General features: G+C 72.1%; 18 protein-coding genes and 2 rRNA genes. 3 read left to right on the forward strand and 17 right to left on the reverse strand.

What is annotated here, in order from left to right:
• Positions 1–40: 40 nt before the first annotated feature.
• The 7 genes from hemB to C4U44_RS19315 form a co-directional block, all read right to left on the reverse strand.
• Positions 41–1027 carry a porphobilinogen synthase gene (hemB, locus tag C4U44_RS19285; RefSeq protein WP_103887068.1) on the reverse strand — a complete coding sequence of 329 codons (987 nt, stop codon included), beginning with the start codon at positions 1025–1027 and terminating at the stop codon, positions 41–43.
• A gap of 411 nt (positions 1028–1438) precedes the next feature.
• Complete coding sequence (locus tag C4U44_RS19290) at positions 1439–3103, reverse strand: bifunctional uroporphyrinogen-III C-methyltransferase/uroporphyrinogen-III synthase (protein ID WP_103887069.1); 1665 nt, start codon at positions 3101–3103, stop codon at positions 1439–1441.
• Complete coding sequence (gene hemC, locus C4U44_RS19295; RefSeq protein WP_103887070.1) at positions 3100–4146, reverse strand: hydroxymethylbilane synthase; 1047 nt, start codon at positions 4144–4146, stop codon at positions 3100–3102. Before hemC ends, C4U44_RS19290 begins: the two co-directional genes overlap by 4 nt.
• Positions 4139–5503, reverse strand: a complete 1365-nt coding sequence (locus tag C4U44_RS19300) for a glutamyl-tRNA reductase (RefSeq protein ID WP_103887071.1) — start codon at positions 5501–5503, stop codon at positions 4139–4141. The genes hemC and C4U44_RS19300 overlap by 8 nt, the downstream gene beginning before the upstream one ends.
• Positions 5504–5576: 73 nt before the next feature.
• A complete protein-coding gene (locus C4U44_RS19305) occupies positions 5577–6287 on the reverse strand; it encodes a redox-sensing transcriptional repressor Rex (RefSeq protein ID WP_103887072.1) in 711 nt (236 codons plus the stop codon).
• Positions 6288–6418: 131 nt separating this feature from the next.
• Positions 6419–7093 carry a 3'-5' exonuclease gene (locus C4U44_RS19310; protein ID WP_235032184.1) on the reverse strand — a complete coding sequence of 225 codons (675 nt, stop codon included), beginning with the start codon at positions 7091–7093 and terminating at the stop codon, positions 6419–6421.
• 134 nt (positions 7094–7227) lie between these two features.
• Complete coding sequence (locus tag C4U44_RS19315; protein ID WP_235032185.1) at positions 7228–7479, reverse strand: glutaredoxin family protein; 252 nt, start codon at positions 7477–7479, stop codon at positions 7228–7230.
• A gap of 83 nt (positions 7480–7562) precedes the next feature.
• Between C4U44_RS19315 and C4U44_RS19320 the strand changes: the two genes are divergently transcribed.
• The 3 genes from C4U44_RS19320 (at position 7563) to C4U44_RS19330 (ending at position 11200) form a co-directional block, all read left to right on the forward strand.
• On the forward strand, positions 7563–8489 hold the full coding sequence (locus tag C4U44_RS19320) for an HAD family hydrolase (RefSeq protein WP_103887075.1): 927 nt from the start codon (positions 7563–7565) through the stop codon (positions 8487–8489).
• Between the two features lie 368 nt (positions 8490–8857).
• The gene (locus C4U44_RS19325; protein WP_103887076.1) at positions 8858–9661 is read left to right on the forward strand and encodes an ECF subfamily RNA polymerase sigma factor, BldN family; all 804 of its coding nucleotides are present in this window, start codon (positions 8858–8860) and stop codon (positions 9659–9661) included.
• A gap of 198 nt (positions 9662–9859) precedes the next feature.
• Positions 9860–11200 (forward strand): DUF5667 domain-containing protein, encoded by a 1341-nt coding sequence (locus C4U44_RS19330; protein WP_103887077.1) that lies wholly within the window; start codon positions 9860–9862, stop codon positions 11198–11200.
• 105 nt (positions 11201–11305) lie between these two features.
• Here C4U44_RS19330 and C4U44_RS19335 read toward each other — a convergent pair whose 3' ends face one another.
• From C4U44_RS19335 to C4U44_RS19380, 10 genes are all read right to left on the reverse strand, one after another.
• Positions 11306–12496 carry a lysophospholipid acyltransferase family protein gene (locus C4U44_RS19335; RefSeq protein WP_103887078.1) on the reverse strand — a complete coding sequence of 397 codons (1191 nt, stop codon included), beginning with the start codon at positions 12494–12496 and terminating at the stop codon, positions 11306–11308.
• A 68-nt stretch (positions 12497–12564) separates the two neighbouring features.
• Positions 12565–13608, reverse strand: a complete 1044-nt coding sequence (locus C4U44_RS19340) for an NAD-dependent epimerase/dehydratase family protein (RefSeq protein WP_103887079.1) — start codon at positions 13606–13608, stop codon at positions 12565–12567.
• Positions 13609–13783: 175 nt separating this feature from the next.
• Positions 13784–13999 (reverse strand): 30S ribosomal protein bS22, encoded by a 216-nt coding sequence (locus tag C4U44_RS43765; RefSeq protein WP_443057055.1) that lies wholly within the window; start codon positions 13997–13999, stop codon positions 13784–13786.
• A gap of 29 nt (positions 14000–14028) precedes the next feature.
• Positions 14029–14241: a helix-turn-helix domain-containing protein gene (locus C4U44_RS19350; RefSeq protein WP_069461998.1), complete on the reverse strand. Its 213-nt coding sequence runs from the start codon at positions 14239–14241 to the stop codon at positions 14029–14031.
• A 129-nt stretch (positions 14242–14370) separates the two neighbouring features.
• Entirely contained in the window at positions 14371–15171 is an 801-nt protein-coding gene (locus tag C4U44_RS19355) for a phosphatase (RefSeq protein WP_103887080.1), read from the reverse strand.
• Positions 15172–15307: 136 nt separating this feature from the next.
• Positions 15308–16492, reverse strand: coding sequence for an acetoin utilization protein AcuC (locus C4U44_RS19360; RefSeq protein ID WP_103887081.1), 1185 nt, complete (start codon positions 16490–16492; stop codon positions 15308–15310).
• Positions 16461–17753, reverse strand: coding sequence for an MFS transporter (locus C4U44_RS19365; protein ID WP_103887082.1), 1293 nt, complete (start codon positions 17751–17753; stop codon positions 16461–16463). The genes C4U44_RS19360 and C4U44_RS19365 overlap by 32 nt, the downstream gene beginning before the upstream one ends.
• A gap of 101 nt (positions 17754–17854) precedes the next feature.
• Positions 17855–18502 (reverse strand): HAD family hydrolase, encoded by a 648-nt coding sequence (locus C4U44_RS19370; RefSeq protein WP_103887083.1) that lies wholly within the window; start codon positions 18500–18502, stop codon positions 17855–17857.
• Positions 18503–18579: 77 nt separating this feature from the next.
• A 5S ribosomal RNA gene (rrf, locus tag C4U44_RS19375) occupies positions 18580–18696 on the reverse strand.
• A gap of 56 nt (positions 18697–18752) precedes the next feature.
• Positions 18753–18881, reverse strand: a 23S ribosomal RNA gene (locus C4U44_RS19380); the annotation flags it as partial.

Here is an 18881-nt window from a genome sequence, read left to right on the forward strand (position 1 = left end):
ACACGCGCTCCACGGCCGTCACGTTCCCCGGCCGCTCCGGCTACAACCGCTGGGCGACTTCGGTGGCCCAGTAGGTCAGGATCATGTTCGCACCCGCCCGCCGGATCGACGTCAGCGTCTCCAGGATCGTACGGTCCCGGTCGATCCAGCCGTTCGCGGCCGCGGCCTCGACCATCGCGTACTCACCGGAGATCTGGTACGCCGCCACCGGCACGTCGACGGTGTCCGCGACCTTCCTCAGCACGTCAAGATACGGCAACGCGGGCTTGACCATCACCATGTCCGCGCCCTCGGCGAGATCGAGCGCCAGTTCGCGCATCGACTCGCGGAAGTTCGCCGGGTCCTGCTGGTAGGTCTTGCGGTCGCCCTGCAGCGAGGAGTTGACCGCCTCCCGGAAGGGACCGTAGAACGCGGAGGCGTACTTGACGGTGTAGCCGAGGATCGAGACGTCCTGGCGCCCTATCTCGTCGAGCGCGTCGCGGATCACACCGACCTGGCCGTCCATCATCCCGGACGCCCCGACCACGTGGACGCCGGCGTCGGCCTGCACCCGGGCCATCTCGGCGTAACGTTCCAGCGTCGCGTCGTTGTCCACCCGGCCCTGGTCGTCCAGGACGCCGCAGTGCCCGTGGTCGGTGTACTCGTCCAGGCACAGGTCGGACATCACCACGACCGCGTCGCCGACCTCCGCGATGACGTCACGGATCCCCTGCTGGAGGATGCCGTCCGGGTCGGTGCCGGAGCTGCCGACCGCGTCCTTGACCTCGGGCACGCCGAAGAGCATGAGACCGCCGACACCGGCTTCGGCCGCTTCCAGGGCGGCTTTGCGCAGGGTGTCGCGCGTGTGCTGCATCACACCGGGCATCGAGGAGACCTCGACCGGGTCGCTGATGCCCTCGCGGACGAACATCGGGAGGATCAGCTCCGCGGGGTTCAGCCGCGTCTCGGCGACGAGACGGCGCATCGCCGGGGATGTCCGCAGGCGCCTCGGCCTCGCTCCGGGGAACTCGCCGTACCGGCTGCTCATGGCTGCGCCGCCTTTCGCTGGGAGGGTGTGCCAGGTTTTCCACGGTACGCCCGTGGGAGGTGTGCTCTTTCCGACGATCAGTCGGTGAGCGGGACCCCCCGAAGTGCCTCGTCCTGCTGACACGGGACCTTGCGGTCCGGCGGTGGTGTGGGGGTCCCCCAGGCGGAGCTCTGGGGGAGCGCAGTTCTCCCCCAGCCTGGCGGCTGGGTGGGGGTGCCCCCGGCGAAGCCAGGGGGAGTGGCCCCCCGCGCCCCTGGGTGGTGACCCTCCTTTCGCGGAGGAGCCGCACATACCCAGGGGCGCGGGGAACTGCGCTCCCCCAGAGCTCCGCCTGGGAGGCACCCCCGACCCACCACCGGCAGGTGGTCCCTCATCCGGCGAACAGGGGCACCCCGGAGGGTCGGGGCACCCTCAGACGCGGGCGCGGCGGCGGGCGCCGGGGCGACGCTCGCTCGGACGCGTCACCGGATCCCCCGCCTCCTCGGCAGCGGTACGGCGGGCCCTCCCGAACTCCGCCAGAGCCTGCGCCAGCGCGTGCACGGACGGCTCGGGAGCCATCACGTCCACCCGCAGCCCGTGCTCCTCCGCCGTCTTCGCGGTCGCGGGCCCGATGCAGGCGATGACCGTCACGTTGTGCGGCTTGCCGGCGATCCCCACGAGGTTGCGCACCGTCGAGGACGAGGTGAACAGGACCGCGTCGAAGCCGCCGCCCTTGATCGCCTCACGGGTCTCGGCGGGCGGCGGCGAGGCGCGCACCGTCCGGTAGGCGGTGACGTCGTCGACCTCCCAGCCGAGCTCGACCAGCCCGGCCACCAGTGTCTCGGTGGCGATGTCGGCGCGCGGCAGGAACACCCGGTCGATCGGGTCGAAGACCGGGTCGTAGGGCGGCCAGTCCTCCAGCAGCCCGGCGGCGGACTGCTCCCCGCTGGGCATCAGGTCCGGCTTGACGCCGAACTCGACCAGCGCCTGCGCGGTCTGCTCGCCGACCGCGGCGACCTTGATCCCGGCGAACGCCCGGGCGTCCAGGCCGTACTCCTCGAACTTCTCGCGCACCGCCTTGACCGCGTTGACCGAGGTGAAGGCGATCCACTCGTAGCGCCCGGTGACCAGGCCCTTGACCGCACGCTCCATCTGCTGCGGGGTGCGCGGGGGTTCGACCGCGATGGTCGGCACCTCGTGCGGCACCGCGCCGTAGGAGCGCAGCTGGTCCGAGAGGGACGCGGCCTGCTCCTTGGTGCGTGGCACCAGGACCCGCCAGCCGAACAACGGCTTGGTCTCGAACCAGGACAGCTGCTGCCGGTACGCGGTGGGCTCGCCGACCACGGCTATCGCGGCGATCGGGCCCTCCGGCGTCGGGAGCGCCTTGGTGGCCTTCAGCTCGGCGCCGATGGTGGCCAGCGTCGCGCTCCAGGTGCGCTGCCGGGTGGTGGTGCCGGCGACGGTGACGGTGAGCGCGGTGTCGGGCTTGCGCCCGCCCGCGACGAGTTCGGCGGCGGCCGCGGCCACGGTCTGCAGCGTGGTCGAGACCACCAGCGTCGCGGCGCTGGCGCCCATCTCGCTCCAGCAGCGGTCGGAGGCGGTGGCCGCGTCCACGAACCGGACGTCGCCGCTCAGCGGCACCCCGGCGTACGCGGGCACGCCCAGCGCGGCGGCGACGCCGGGGACGACCTCGAACGGGATGCCGGCCTGGGCGCAGGCCAGCATCTCCTCGGCGGTGGAAGCGTCCAGTCCGGGGTCGCCGGAGACCGCACGGACCACCCGCTTGCCGGTGCGCGCGGACGCCATGACAAGCTGTGCGGCAGCAGCGGCGGCGGCGTCGGCAGTGGCCAACTCCTCACCGCTGACGGCGGGTTCGGCTGTGCCCACGTCGGCGCGGGCGTGGCCGCGGACGACGTCGAGCACGTGGCTCGCGCCGATCAGCACGTCGGCGAGGGCCAGCGCCTCGACGGCACGCAGCGTCAGCAGTCCCGGGTCACCGGGCCCGGCACCGAGGAAGGTCACGTGACCGGCGGCTGGTGCGGCCGGGCCGACCGCGGGGCCGGCCGAGTTGGTTGTAGCGACGGCGGCGGGGTTCAAGATGTGCGCTCCCCCATAAGACCGGCCGCACCCTTGGCGAGCATCGCCACGGCGAGTTCGCGGCCAACGGCCCGCGCCTCGTCGTCCGACGCCGGTACGGGACCGGTGGTGGACATCTGCACCAGCGTGGTGCCGTCGGTGGTCCCGACGACGCCGCGCAGGCGCAGCTCGGTAAACTGCCCGTCGTCCACGAGGTCGGCCAGCGCGCCCACGGGGGCGGAGCAGCCGGCCTCAAGGGCGGCGAGCAGGGATCGCTCGGCGGTGACGGCGGCCCGGGTGAACGGGTCGTCGAGCTCGGCGAGCTGTGCGGCCAACTCCGGGTCGGAAGCGGCGCATTCGACGGCGAGCGCACCCTGCCCGGGAGCGGGCAGGCTGACGTCGGTGTCGATCAGCTCGCTCGCTTCGGCGAGCCTGCCGATACGGTTCAGCCCGGCGGCGGCCAGCACGACCGCGTCGAGCTTGCCGGAAGTAACGTACCCGATTCGGGTGTCAACGTTGCCACGGATCGGGACCGTCTCGATGTCCAGACCGTGTGACCGTGCCCACGCGTTGAGCTGCGCCATCCGGCGCGGCGAGCCGGTGCCTACCTTGGAGCCGGCCGGCAGCTGGGCGAAGGTGAGGCCGTCGCGGGCCACCAGCGCGTCGCGGGGGTCCTCCCGGACCGGGATCGCGGCCATCACCAGCCCCTCGGGCGGGGTGGTGGGCAGGTCCTTGAGGCTGTGCACCGCGAAGTCGATGTCGCCGGCGAGCAGCGCGTCGCGCAGCGCGGAGACGAACACGCCGGTGCCGCCGATCCGCGCCAGGCTCTCCTTCGAGACGTCACCGTAGGTGGTGATCTCGACGAGCTCGACCTCCCGGCCGGTCAGCCGCCGTACCTGCTCGGCGACCATGCCGGACTGCGCCAGCGCGAGCGTGCTGCGGCGGGTGCCCAGCCGCAGGGGTGTCCGGCCGGCGGCCGGAGCGCCGGCGCCGCTGTGGCCCGGGGCCGGTCGGGGGTCGGCGGCCGGGGGCCGCGCCCCTTCCGGCCCCGCAGGGTTACTCATGGCCCGCCTCGATTCGGTTCTGTGCCACCCGGGTCGGCGGCCGGGTGTCGGCCCGGCTGACGGCGGCGACCGCCTGCGGGTCGAGGTCGAAGAGTTCGCGCAGCGCGTCGGCGTACCCGGCGCCGCCGGGCTCACCGGCGAGCTGCTTGACCCGCACGGTCGGAGCGTGCAGGAGCTTGTCCACCACGCGTCGCACCGTCTGGGTGATCTCGGCGCGCTGCTTGTCGTCCAGATCGGGCAGCCTACCGTCGAGTCGGGAAAGTTCACCCGCCACGACATCGGCCGCCATGGCGCGCAGCGCCACCACGGTGGGGGTGATCCGGGCCGCCCGCTGGGCCGCGCCGAAGGCGGCGACCTCCTCGGAGACGATGGCCCGCACCTGGTCCACGTCGGCGGCCATCGGCGCGTCGGCGGAGGCCGCGGCGAGCGACTCGATGTCCGCGAAGTGCAGTCCCTCGATCCGGTGGGCGGCCGCGTCGACGTCCCGCGGCATCGCCAGGTCGAGCACGGCCAGCGGGCCGTCGCCGGTGCGCCGCTCGACCGCGGCGGCGAGGTCGTCGGCGGTCAGCACCAGGCCGGTGGAACCGGTGCAGGACACGACGAGGTCGGCGCGGGAGACCGCGTCGGGCACGTCGGCGATGGTCAGGGCGCGGGCGGTCAGGCCGGGGTTCTGCTCGGCCAGTGCGGCCGCCAGTCGCTGGGCGCGCTCGACGGTGCGGTTGGCGATGGCCAGCTCGCGCACGCCGGCGCGGGCGAGCGTGGTGGCGGCCAGCGAGGACATCGATCCGGCGCCGACCACCAGGGCGCTGCGGCCGGCCAACGGGCCGGTGGCGGGGGCGAGCTGGGACAGTCCGAAGGTGACCAGGGACTGCCCGGCCCGGTCGATCCCGGTCTCGGAGTGGGCGCGCTTGCCGACCCGCAGCGCCTGCTGGAACAGGTCGTTGATCATGCGGCCGGCGGTGTGCTGCTCCTGGCCGAGGGCCAGCGCGTCCTTGATCTGGCCGAGGATCTGGCCCTCGCCGACCACCATGGAGTCCAGCCCGCAGGCCACCGACAGCAGGTGGTGGACGGCGCGGTCCTCGTAGTGGACGTACAGGTGCGGGGTCAGCTCGTCCAGGCCGGCGCTGCTGTGCTGGGCGAGCAGCGTGGACAGTTCGGCCACACCGGCGTGGAACTTGTCGACGTCGGCGTACAGCTCTATGCGGTTGCAGGTGGCCAGCACCGCGGCCTCGGTGGCCGGTTCGGTGGCGACCGCGTCCTGGAGCAGTTTGGGGCGGGCCCCCTCGGGCAGCGCGGCGCGCTCGAGGACGCTGACAGGTGCGGTGCGGTGGCTCAGCCCCACGACGAGAAGACTCATGCGCATCCCTCGCTGCGCTCGGGCCGGCCTTCGTCCGGGACGCACCTTTCCATGATGTGCTCGCTGCGCTCGCTCATGCGGGCATCACGGCGGGTACGTCACCGTCCGGGTCCTGGCGTTCCTCACCGGCCTTGCGCTGCTCGTGGAAGGCGAGGATCTGCAGCTCGATGGAGAGGTCGACCTTGCGCACGTCCACCCCGTCGGGGACCGACAGCACGGTGGGCGCGAAGTTCAGGATGGAGGTGACGCCGGCCGCGACGAGGCGGTCGGTGACCTCCTGGGCGGCGCCGGCCGGAGTGGCGATCACACCGATGGAGACCTGGTTGTCCGCGACGATGGCCTCGAGTTCGTCGATGTGCCGCACCGGCAGGCCCGCGACCAGCCGTCCGGCCAGGCCCGCGTCGGCGTCCAGCAGCGCGGCGACCCGGAAGCCGCGGGAGGCGAACCCGCCGTAGTTGGCGAGGGCGGCGCCGAGGTTGCCGATACCGACGATCACGACCGGCCAGTCCTGGGTGAGGCCGAGTTCCCGGCTGATCTGGTACACGAGGTACTCGACGTCGTAGCCGACCCCCCTGGTCCCGTAGGAGCCGAGGTAGGAGAAGTCCTTGCGCAGCTTCGCGGAGTTGACTCCGGCGGCGGCGGCGAGTTCTTCGGAGGAGACGGTGGGCACCGAGCGCTCCGAGAGTGCTGTCAGTGCCCGCAGATACAGCGGAAGCCTGGCGACGGTGGCCTCGGGAATTCCTCGGCCGCGGGTCGCCGGACGGTGTGTTCGGCCAGTTGCCACGGTGCTCCTGCGGGTAGAGCTGGGCTGAGGGCGACCACGGTCTTTGGGGACGCCCCGTGGACGCCAGGCTATGTCTTTGTGAACGCGTGCACAAAGATGGTGTCCGATTTGCCCGGCGGAAGTGATGGGCATCACGCATGCCCATGCCGGGCATTCGGCACTGTTCGCCGCCCCGAATCGTTGCTGCGCCGCACCCACAACCCCTCCGCCGAGGCCAGCGCACCGGACGGCTCCGGCCAGTGCAGCGCGGCCGCGGCGGCCAGCGCCTCGGACAACCCGGGCAGCGCCGGGGCGTGGTGGGCCAGCAGCGCCGCGGTCGCGCGGGCGTCACCGAGCGCGGTGTGCGGACTCCAGTCGGTGAGCCCGATCGCCGCGGCGCAGGCTCGCAGCGACAGCCCGTACGGGGAGCGGCCCGCGCCGGCGCCCGCGATCCGCATCGTGCACACCTCGGGCACCGGGGGCAGCCGCAGTCCCAGGCGTGCGTACTCGGCGACCAGGAACGCCCGGTCGCAGCCGACGTTGTGCCCGACCAGCACCCGGCCGCGCAACAGCGCCAGCAGCCGCGCGGCGATCGCGTCGAACCGCGGCGCCTCGCTCAGGTGCTCCGGCTCGATGCCGTGGATGTGGGTGGGGCCGACCGGCCCCTGCGGGTCGACCAGGGTCGTGAACTCGCCCTGCGGCACCAGGTCCTGGTCCAGCAGCAGCACCGCGAGTTCGACCACCCGGTGCCGGTGCGAGGACGATCCGGTCGCCTCCAGGTCGACGACGGCATAGCCGTACGCACCCTCGGTCCGGCCCGGAAGCACGCGTCCACACTCCTCACGCATCGCCCCCGGGTGTACAAAACGCCCTCGATGGTAATCGAATATGCGGGTACGGAGGTAATGCGCTCAAAATGCCCATGCGTTCGTGCACGGATTCACGTGGGCCTACCGGCGGGTCAGGCGGTGAGGGCCGCCCGCAGCCGCTGCTCGTCGACCCGCCAGAAGGTGTGCTGCTCGCCGTCGACCAGCACCACCGGGATCTGCTCCCAGTACCGGTCGTACAACTCGGCGTCCTGGGTGATGTCCTGCTCGGTCACCTCCGCGCCGGTCTGCGCCGCGACCCGCTCCACCACGGCGCGGGCGTCGTCGCACAGGTGGCAGCCGGGCTTGCCGATCAGGGTCACCGTCTTCGGGGGCGTCGTCGTCATACCCGCCATTGTGTCCCGCCCCGTTCACGCGCCCGCATCCCGGGCGAAGCGGCCCCGACCCCTGATCTGGTTATGCTCGCGCCATGGCCGCTCTCAAATGGCTCACCCCCCGTAGGCAGTCCGCCACCGAGCGGAGCGTGCTGGCAGGAGAGGCCGCCGCGGAGGCCGCGCTCGACAGTGGGGCGCGGTCGGCCGACGCGACCGCCGAATCGCACGAACCTCCGTTCCCGGTCGCGGGCGACCCCCGGGCCGCCGCCTTCTTCGACCTCGACAACACCGTGATGCAGGGTGCCGCCCTCTTCCACTTCGGCCGCGGGCTGTACAAGCGGAAGTTCTTCGACAAGCGCGACCTGCTCCGCTTCGCCTGGCAGCAGGCGTACTTCCGGTTGGCCGGTTCCGAGGACCCCGAACACATGCAGGACGCCCGCGACAGCGCGCTGTCCATCGTCAAGGGGCACCGCGTCGAGGAACTGATGAGCATCGGCGAGGAGATCTACGACGAGTACATGGCCGGCAAGATCTGGCCGGGCACCCGGGCGCTCGCCCAGGCCCACCTCGACGCCGGGCAGCGGGTCTGGCTGGTCACGGCCGCGCCCGTGGAGACCGCGACGATCATCGCCCGCCGGCTCGGGCTGACCGGGGCGCTCGGCACGGTCGCCGAGTCGGTCGGCGGGGTCTACACCGGGCGGCTGGTCGGCGAGCCGCTGCACGGCCCGGCCAAGGCGGAGGCGGTCCGCGCGCTGGCGACCGCCGAGGACCTGGACCTGTCGCGGTGCGCGGCGTACAGCGACTCCACCAACGACATCCCGATGCTCTCGCTGGTCGGGCACCCGTACGCGGTCAACCCCGACAGCGCGCTGCGCCGGCACGCGCGCGCGGAGGGCTGGCGGCTGCGGGACTACCGCACGGGGCGCAAGGCCGTGAAGATCGGCGTCCCGGCGGCCGCGGGCATGGGCGCCGTCGCGGGCGGGGTCCTGGCCGCGGTGGCCGTCCGGCGCCGCTACCGCTGAACCGCGGGGGCCGCCCGCGCCGCCCTTCCCGGGGCGGATCCGGCGGCTCCCCCGCGCGTTGCGGTCGCCCGCCGACCACCCTCCGACCGACGTCCGGCCGTACTTCCGGCGGACCTCGACACGGACACAACACGCGCTTCACACGAGCGCTTCACGACCGGAAGTGGTCAACTGGCGTGCCCTGTTCGATAATTGGTCGATCACCATTCCGCACAGGAAGTGCCGGAAACGGCGAATTCCACAACTCGGTGTAGCGTCGCCTGTACGAAGCGTTATTCTCCTCAGACGCATTCCGGTACCCACACGTCGCCACGACGGGTGAACGGTCCCGTACTGCACGTGATGGAAGTTCTGCCTCTGGGAGTCCCGTGTACCCACACGACGGGGTTGTCACCTCCGGCCTGGCTGCGCTGCGCGCTCTGGTCCTCGACCAGTTGCCGCGTACGGTCCCCGCGTACGCCGTGCCCACCCTCGCCACGTCCGGTCCCACCGTCCCCGGCTCGGCCTACGCCCTTGCCGAAGTCAGCACCGCCGCAGGCAGACGCACCCGCACCAGTGGCCCGCAGCGCGGCCAGACCGCCGCCGACCGCGCCACCCAAGCCCGACGGCCCGCGTCGGACACCGACAGCGGCCGCATGATGGACCTGGTCGAAGCCGCGCAGGCGGGCGAGACCGAGGCCTTCGGGCGGCTGTACGACCACTACAGCGACACCGTCTACCGCTACATCTACTACCGCGTCGGCTCCAAGGCGACCGCCGAGGACCTGACCAGCGAGACGTTCCTGCGCGCCCTGCGCCGGATCGGCACCTTCACCTGGCAGGGCCGCGATTTCGGCGCCTGGCTGGTCACCATCGCCAGGAATCTGGTCGCCGACCATTTCAAGTCGAGCAGATTCCGGCTCGAAGTGACCACCGGCGAAATGCTGGACGCCAACGAGGTGGCCCGCAGCCCCGAGGAATCGGTCCTGGAACAGCTCTCCAACGAGGCGCTGCTCACCGCCGTCCGCAAACTCAACCCGCAGCAGCAGGAATGCATCACGCTGCGCTTCCTGCAGGGCCTGTCGGTGGCCGAGACCGCCCGCGTGATGGGCAAGAACGAGGGAGCCATCAAGACGCTCCAGTACCGTGCCGTACGCACCCTGGCCCGCCTGCTGCCCGAAGACGCCAGGTGAGCCCCGCGTGCGGTGCGCCCTGCCCGATCATCAGACCTGCGTAACCCAACCGGACCGGCACTCGTTGCATCACATGCAGACACTTCCGCGCCGCACGCCGCTCAGCGTTTTTCACCCGATCGGGTGGACGGCATCGGGCAGGGCAACCTTCCGGACGGCTGAGGGAGTCGAGTGTGGAGACGAGAGGAGGTGCCGCCCGTGATCGGACAGGCAACGGCACACCGCCGGGCGAACGCCTTCGCCCAGGCGGTCGAGGACGCCGGGCTGGACGGCGGCCGCGAGGAGACCACCGGTGAGCACGGCGCCGGTGCCGGTGCGGACGCCACTGCCGACGACCCCAGGACCGGTGCCCGTGGCACCGGTTCCGGCGGTCGGGACAAACACGGCGCGCACAGCGCCGGTGGGCACGGCGCGGGACACGGCTCCCATGCCGCCGACCGGAACGCCGACCCCGAGCAGGTCTCGATGGTCGCGCTCGCCGGCGCCCTCGGCCGGCGCCCCCGCCCCGCCATGGACCCCGAGAGCAAGACGGTGCAGCGCGCCCAGCTCATCGCGGCCATGGAGCAGGCGATCGCCGACGGCAGCTTCCGCGCCACCGCCCGGGTGCCCGAGCAGCGCGCCGAGAGCAGCCGGCCCGCGTCCGCGCTGCGCAGGCTCGCGCCGCGCTCCCGGCTGTCGCGCCGGATCGCGGTGGGCGGGCTGACCATGGGGGTCGCCGCGGGTGCCTTCGGCGGAGTCGCGGCGGCGAGTACCAACGCGCTTCCCGGGGACAGCCTGTACGGCCTCAAGCGCAGCATGGAGGACATCAAGCTCGACATGGCGGGCAACGACGCCTCCCGCGGCAAGGTCTACCTCGACATGGCGTCCACCCGCATGCAGGAGGCGCGCCGGCTGATGGACCGCGGGCGCGGCGGACAGCTCGACGACGAGTCGGTCGGCGAGGTGCGCAGGGCGCTGTCCGGGATGAACCAGGAGGCGTCCGAGGGGCACCGGCTGCTCACGGCGGCCTACCGGAAGGACGGCTCGCTGCAGCCGATGGAGCTGCTGAACACCTTCGCGGAGAGCCACCGGGAGAGCTGGACCGATCTCAGCGGGAAGCTGCCCAGCCAACTCGCCGACGTCTCCGACCAGGTGACCTCGCTCTTCGACGCCATAGACGCGGAGGTCGCTCCGCTCTCCCTGCCGCAGAAGGACACCCCCGGCACGCCCGCCACCCGCGGCGGGACCGGCAACGGGTCCGGCCACAGCGGCGGTACGCCCACCGGCGGGCCGTCGGGCACCCCGTCCGCCACCACCACGGCGAAGGGCTCGGCGGGCGAGGACAGCGGTCAGACCCCCAGCCCGTCGCCCTCCGGCAGCGTTCCCGACGGGCTCATCGGCGGCTCGGGCAACCTGTTCGACACGCCCACCGGACAGCCCACCACCGGGACGACCCCGACGGAGACCCCCACCACACCGCACTCCGTCGAGCTGCCCCCGCTGCTGCCCGGTCTCCTTCCGGGTCTCGGCCTGACCAGCAGCGACGACGACCAGGGCTGAGCCGGGAGCGCCGCAGCCGGCACGCAGAGCACGCAGAGGGGCGGTCACCCGCAACGGGTCGACCGCCCCTCTTCGTCCGGGCTCACCGGAGGAGCACCGAGCTCCTCAGAAGAACACCGACCGCCGCTCCACCAGAAGTTCGTACAGCGTGTGCTGGATCGTCTCGCGCACCTGGTCGGTCAGGTTGAACACGAGCATCGGGTCGTCCGCGGCCTCGGGCGGGTAGGTGTCGGTGGCGATGGGCTCGCCGAACTGGATCGTCCACTTGGTCGGCAGGGGCAGCAGGCCGAGCGGGCCGAGCCACGGGAAGGTGGGGGTGAGCGGGAAGTACGGGATGCCGAGGATCCGCGCGAGGGTACGGGAGTTGCCGATCATCGGGTAGATCTCCTCCGCGCCCACCACGGAGCACGGCACGATCGGCACCCTCGTCTTCAGCGCGGTCGCCACGAACCCGCCGCGCCCGAACCGCTGGAGCTTGTACCGCTCGGAGAACGGCTTGCCGATGCCCTTGAAGCCCTCGGGCATCACCCCGACCACCTCGCCCCGCTCCAGCAGCAGCTGCGCGTCCTCCGCGCAGGCGAGGGTGTGACCGGCCTTCCGCGCCAGCTCGTTGACGACCGGGAGGACGAACACCAGGTCCGCGGCGAGCAGTCGCAGATGCCGCCCGGCCGGATGGTGGTCGTGCACGGCCACCTGCGTCATCAGCGCGTCGATCGGCAGCGTCCCGGAGTGGTTCGACACCACCAGGGCACCGCCCTCCGCGGGGATGTTCTCGATGCCTTTGACCTCGACCCGGAAGTACCCCTCGTACATGGGCCGGAGCAGCGACAGGAGCACCTGGTCGGTCAGGTCGGGGTCGAACCCGAACTCGTCGACGTCGTAGTCCCCCGTCACCCGGCGCCGCAGGAAGGACAGCCCCGCCGCGACCTTCTGCTCCCACGGCCCGCCGAGCAGCCGGTCCGCGACCGCGCCGAGCGCCGCGGGCAGCGACGTGCCCGGACCGGACCCGGACGCGTCGGAGGTGTCGGACGCGTCGGGCCCGGACCCGGCGGGAGCCTCGTCCCGCGGGCCGTCCGCGGCCGCTGCGGGCTCCGAGCCGTCCGCCTGCGCCGGAATGCCCGGACCGTCCTCCGGTACGGCCGCCAGCGGCGCCTGGGGGCCGCTCTCGGCCTTCTGTGCCGGCGCCGGCGCACCCGGCTTGCGCTCCCGGCCCCGTGACCGCCTCGCCCCGGTCCCGCCACCACTCCCGCGGCGACGGGCGTCGTCCCCGAAGGGAAGGACCTTCGCGTCCGTCATGGCTGCCGCTCCTTCTGCCGCTGCGTGCCCTTGGGTCCTACGTGGTCCGGCGCCGCCGTGTTCACCGCTCATCGCACCGGGTCCGCTCGCCGCACCCGGTCCGCCACCCCGTCGACCGCGGCCGACAGCCGCGCGGGCGGCAGCAGGCCGGCCGGGCGGGTCCGGGCGAAGTCGTGGAAGGTCTCGGCGGTGGTGTACGCGGCGCGGAAGCCCAGCGTCTCGCGCATCTGCCGGGTGTCGACCACCCGGCCGTGGGTGAGCAGCCGGATCTGCTCGCTGGAGAAGTCCGTCACACCCGCGGTCCGCAGCACCCGGCCCACCCAGGTCACCGCGGGCAGCAGCACCGGTACGGTCGGGCGGCCCAGCCTGCGCGCGGTCTGCGAGAGCAGCAGCACCCCGTCGCCGGCGATGTTGAACGTGCCGCTGTTGAGGGTCCCGCGCCGCGCCTCGGTGGACGCGACCACCAACACCTCGTTGACGTCGTCCTCGTGCACGAACTGCAGCCTGGGGTCGTAGCCGAACACGGTCGGCAGCACCGGCAGGTCGAAGAACTCCGCCAGCGGGGTGTCCGCCCGCGGGCCCAGGATGTTCGCGAACCGCAGCACCGCCACCGCGACGTCCGGCCGGCGCCGGGCGAAGCCGCGCACGTAGCCCTCGACCTCGACCGCGTCCTTCGCGAAGCCGCCGCTGGGCAGCGACTTGACCGGGGTGGTCTCGGTGAACACGGCCGGGTCGCGCGGCGCCGAACCGTAGACACTCGTCGTGGACTTCACCACCAGCCGCCGCACCGTCGGCGCCTTCTGGCACGCGCCGAGCAACTGCATCGTGCCGATGACGTTGGTCTCCTTGGCCTGCGCGCGCCCGCCGGAGCCCAGCGGGGTGCCGCTGACGTCCAGGTGCACCACGGTGTCCACGGAGTGCTGGGCAAGCACCTTGCCGATCATCGGCTGCCGGATGTCGGCCCGGACGAACTCGGCGTCCCCCAGGTCGTGCTCCGGTGGCACCGCGTCCACCGCGACCACGCGGTCGACCTCGGGCTCGCGCTGCACGCGGCGGACGAACCGCCCGCTGAGCTGCCGCGCGACTCCGGTGACGAGCACCACCTTGCCCACGTTCAGCGCCTTCCTAGGGGAATGCTGTCACCGTACCCCGCCGCTGTTGCGCGACGGTGACGAAACGCCCCGCGCCCTGACCGGTCGCTTCCCTGCCCCCTCCCATGCCACTGCCCCCTTCGCCCGCCCTGAATCAGGCGGAGGAAGGGGGCAGGAGAGCGGCAGAAGAGCTCGCTTACTTCTTGTTACGGCGCTGAACTCGCGTCCGCTTGAGAAGCTTGCGATGCTTCTTCTTCGCCATACGCTTACGCCGCTTCTTGATGACTGAGCCCACGACTACCCTCGCTTCGGTTTCACTCGGTGCGGGGCGTCCGAGCCCACACGACCTACGTCGGCCTAGCCTACCCGCCCCGAGCGGACGAACGTAACCGAGGCCCACGCGGTCCGTCACCGACCCGTCACCGGGCCGCCTCGGGCAGCTCAGGCAGATTCCACCCCCACATAGGACTCGCGCAGGTAGTCGTGCACGGCCTGCTCCGGAACCCGGAACGACCGCCCCACGCGGATCGCCGGCAGATGACCGCTGTGCACCAGCCGGTACACGGTCATCTTCGACACCCTCATCACGGCCGCTACTTCGGCGACGGTGAGGAACACGACCTCGTTCAGAGGCCGACTTTCAGTTACTGCCATGACACACCTGAACCTTCCGCACATGACGGCCACCGGCTTCCCCTCCGGCGACTCCAAACAGGCATGTGCGCTCCCCATCAGATTAGGGGCGGATGATGCAAGTGGGGAAGAGGAGTTGCCAAGGGTTGACTACTGTGCGAGCCACGCACTTTTGAGCACGTACCTGGTGACCGGCCGGTAATGATCCGAGCGGGCGGTGTCGTCGAGTGGTACGGCCACCGACACCCTGCCCTCCGCCTCCGCCACGAAAACAGCCGGGTCGTCGCAGTCCCCCAGGCCGATCGCCTCGATGCCCAACTGTCCTGCTCCGCAGACGAATCCGTGGTCTCCCACCACCAGTTTCGGCAGCGTCCCGGCCTGCTCGGCGGTGGCCGCCAGGGCCGCCCGGACCGGCAGCGGCGAGTGCGTGTGCGCCCCTCCTTCCGCCCCCTCGGAACGCACCAGAGCCACCCCGCCGACGTAGCTGAGCTTGTGCGCACGTACGCCGAAGTGTGTGGACATCCGCATGCAGTGATCGTAGTGCGGGGTGAGCACTTGGCAGCCTGCCGCCGACAAGGCGGCCGCCAAAGTTGCGTAGAATCCGAGGAGACGATGTGGATGTCCTGTGCCCAAGAGGACGGGGGAGCGGTCGTGCGCGGCCCGTGCCAGGCGTTCCGCGAACGCGTCCAGCGCCGCGACCGTACGGTCCGGATCGATCGCGTCCTGCCCCGAGGTCTGCCGCGGATCGGCCGACACCCCGCACCGGTCGGCCATCAGGCGCAGCAGATCGGACCGGCTCCACTCGCCGTCCGGATCGAGACCGCAGGTCTGCCGCGGATCACGCGCCGCGAACAGGCCGTAGTTCACCAGGCTCTGCTCACGCGCAGTGGTCACCTTGCCCGCAAGGCCGACCGCCACCAGATGTGCGCGCAGCGCACCCACACTCACCACGTGCCCGATCCTGCCCGGATCCCCGGGATCCGCGCATGACGAATCCTCCGAAATCACCCCGACGAGTGGGTCGGTGGGGCCGCGGCGACCCACTGGATCGGGTCACGGCCATCCCGCCGGTTGCCCGCCCTCTGGGTCAGGGCAGCAGCCCGTGCAGCGGGAACGCCGCCCGCCGCGTGGCCAGCACCGCCTGGTCCAGCCGCGACGCCGGGTCGTACCCGCCGTCGTCGAACCCGGTCCACCGCGCCGCCGCCCCGTCCGTCATCCGCGCCGGCACCGACCCCCGGGTCAGCGCATAGACCTGCTCCTGCCACTCCTGCGGCACCGCGGTCTCCGGCGCGACCGGCGCGCCCGCCGCGATCCCCACCAGGTGCGTCCACGCCCGCGGCACCACGTCCGCGACCGCGTACCCGCCGCCGCCGAGCGCCACCCAGCGCCCCTCCGCGTGCTCGTGCGCCAGCCGGTGGCACGCCTCCGCGACCACCCGCTGCGCGTCCAGCGACACCGCCAGATGCGCCAACGGGTCCTCGACGTGGGTGTCCACGCCGTGCTGCGACACCAGCACCTGCGGCCGGAACGCCGCCACCAGCTCCGGCACCACCGCGTGGAAGGCCCGCAGCCAGCCCGCGTCCCCGGTCCCGGCCGGCAACGCCACGTTCACCGCGCCGCCCTCCGCCACCGCCCCACCGGTCTCCTCCGGCCACCCCGTGTGCGGGAAGAGCGTGCGCGGGCTCTCGTGCAGCGAGATCGTCAGCACCCGCGGCTCGTCCCAGAAGGCCGTCTGCACGCCGTCACCGTGATGTACGTCGGTGTCCACGTAGACCACGCGCTCCGCGCCCGACTCCAGCAGCCGCGCCACCGCGAGCGCCGCGTCGTTGTAGACGCAGAAGCCCGCCGCCTCCCCCGGCATCGCGTGGTGCAGACCGCCGGCGAAGTTCACCGCGTGGTCGGCCTCGCCCCGCCACACCGCCTCCGCCGCGCCCACCGACTGCCCGGCGATCAGCGCGGACGCCTCGTGCATCGCCGCGAACGCCGGGTTGTCCATACTGCCGATGCCGTACCGCGCCTCCGAACCGCCCTGCGCGGCAAGCGGATCCGCCGAGGCGCGGCGCACCGCGGCGATGTAGTCGGACCGGTGCACGAGTTCCAGCGTCGACTCCCCGGCCGGCGGCGCCGCCACCACCTTCAGCCGCGCGTCCAACCCGAACGCCCGCACCAGGCCCCACGTCAGCTTCAGCCGCACCGGGTCCATCGGGTGCCCCGGCCCGAAGTCGTACGCCGTTACCTGGTCATCCCACATCAGCTGTGCGCGGCCGCTCATGGCCGACACCGTACCCGGCGGGTCCGGCCGCGAAGGACCGCGCGTACAGCAGCGTCGCCCCGACCAGCACCATCGGTACGAGCATCGCGCCGCGGTAGCTCCACGCGTCGCCGAGCGCCCCCACCAGCGGCGATCCGACCAGGAAACCCACGTAGTTGAAGATGTTCAGCCGGGCGATCGCCGAGTCCGACGCGTCGGGGAACATCCGCCCGGCCGCGGCGAAGGTCTGCGGCACGATCACGCACAACCCGAGCCCGAGCAGCGTGAAACCGAGCATGCCCACCCACGCCCCGGGCGCCACCGCCACCACCGCGAACCCGGCCATCGCGACCACCGTGCCCAGCCGCACGACCGTGACCGCCCCGAACCGCCGCACCCCCTGGTCCCCGACCGCCCGCCCGATCAGCGTCGTCACCATGTAGACCGCGTACGGCACCGTGGAGAGCTGGTCCGAGCTGTGCAGGGTGTCCTGGAGGTACTTCGCGGACCAGTTGGAGACCGTCGAGTCGCCGATGTACGCGAACGCCATCACCAGGCACAGCGGCAGCAGCATGCGCATCACGACCTGCTGCGGGCCCGAGGACGCCCCGGGACGGGCGGTGGACGGCCTGCCGGGGCCCCGGTCGGCGGCCCCGGCCGGTTCGGGCCCGTACGGCACCACCGGGCCGCCGCCGGCCCCGTCGTCGGGCTCCTGGTCCCGGTACCAGCGGCTCGCGGTGAGGGTCAGCGGGATCAGCACCAGCACCGCGGGGCCGTAGAGCGAGAACAGCGCGAAGTGCCAGTGCGCGCCCGACCACGCCAGCGACGCCCCCACGATGCCGCCCAGGCTGTAGGCCGCGTGGAAGCCCAGCATGATGCTCTGCCCCCAGGCCCGCTGGAGGCTCACCCCGAGCATGTTCATCGACGCGTCCAGGCCGCCCACGCACACCCCGAACAGGGCGAGCGTCACGGCGGCCACCCACATCCGGTCCCCCGCGCCCAGCCCGACCAGCACCAGCCCGACCACCGGCTGGACCCAGCGCAGCACCACGCTCGGCCGCACCCGCTTCACCAGCTGCTCGGTCAGCACGCTCCCGACCCCGGCCAGGATCGGCACCGCGGCCAGGAACACCGGGAGCAGCCCGTCACTGATCCCGTAGCGGTCCTGGATCGCCGGGATACGGGTGACGAGCAGCGCGAAGAGGACGCCCTGCGCGAAGAAGCTGACCGCGAGGGCGGCCCGGCCGTACCGCAGGGCCTGCGGGCGTGTGACGTCCGTCATAAGCGAGCAGGGTAGGCGGGAAAGCTACGGATGAGTAGGTCCCGTGGCGCGCGAATCCCCGGAGGGCCGCGCAGGGGGAGACCTCAGCTCAACGGAACGGCTCAGCGGGACAGCAGGCCGGGCAGCTCCGCCATCGTCCCGAAGAGCGCGGTGGCCCCCGCCAGTTCCTCGGCCGGTGTCATCGCGGTGAAGCCGTAGACGTCCATGCCGGCCGCACGGGCCGCCTGCACGCCGAGCCGGCTGTCCTCCACCACGGCACAGCGCTCGGGGGCGAATCCGAGGACGCGGGCAGCGTGCAGGAACAGGTCGGGCGCCGGCTTGCCGCGCCCCACGTCCTCGGCCGAGAAGATCCGCTCCTCCCCGAACCGCGCGTACAGGCCGGTCTTCCGCAGCGCGACCCGGATCCGCTCGTGGCTCCCGGACGACGCGAGGCAGTACGGCACCCCGTCCGCCGTCAGCTTGTCCAGCACCTCCGCCACACCGTCGACGGCCTCGAGTTCCCGCTCGAAAGCGGCGAACACCCGCGCGTGGTACGTCGTGTCGAAGTCGGCGGGCAGCGCCGCACCCGACCGCTCGCGGACCAGATCGTGGATGCGGTGCGAGGCGGCACCCATGAAGTCGCGGACCGACTCCTCGTAGGTGGTGGGGTGGCCGGCCCCGGTCAGGTGGTCGGCGAGGATGCGGTTGGAGATCGGCTCGCTGTCCACCAGCACGCCGTCATTGTCGAAGATCACCAGGTCGTACTGCACACACTCACGCTACAGCGCCCCACAACGCAAAAAAGCCCCGGCCCCCGATCGGAATCGGGAGCCGGGGCTCAAGAATTGTTCGGCGGTGTCCTACTCTCCCACAGGGTCCCCCCTGCAGTACCATCGGCGCTGAAAGGCTTAGCTTCCGGGTTCGGAATGTAACCGGGCGTTTCCCTAACGCTATGACCACCGAAACACTACGAAACAACACGCTGGTTGCTTCAGAACTACACAGTGGACGCGAACAAATATGGACAAGCCCTCGGCCTATTAGTACCGGTCAGCTCCACCCCTCACGAGGCTTCCACATCCGGCCTATCAACCCAGTCGTCTACTGGGAGCCTTACCCCATCAAGTGGGTGGGAGCCCTCATCTCGAA

Source organism: Actinacidiphila yanglinensis (assembly GCF_900107965.1).
Lineage (GTDB): Bacteria > Actinomycetota > Actinomycetes > Streptomycetales > Streptomycetaceae > Actinacidiphila > Actinacidiphila yanglinensis.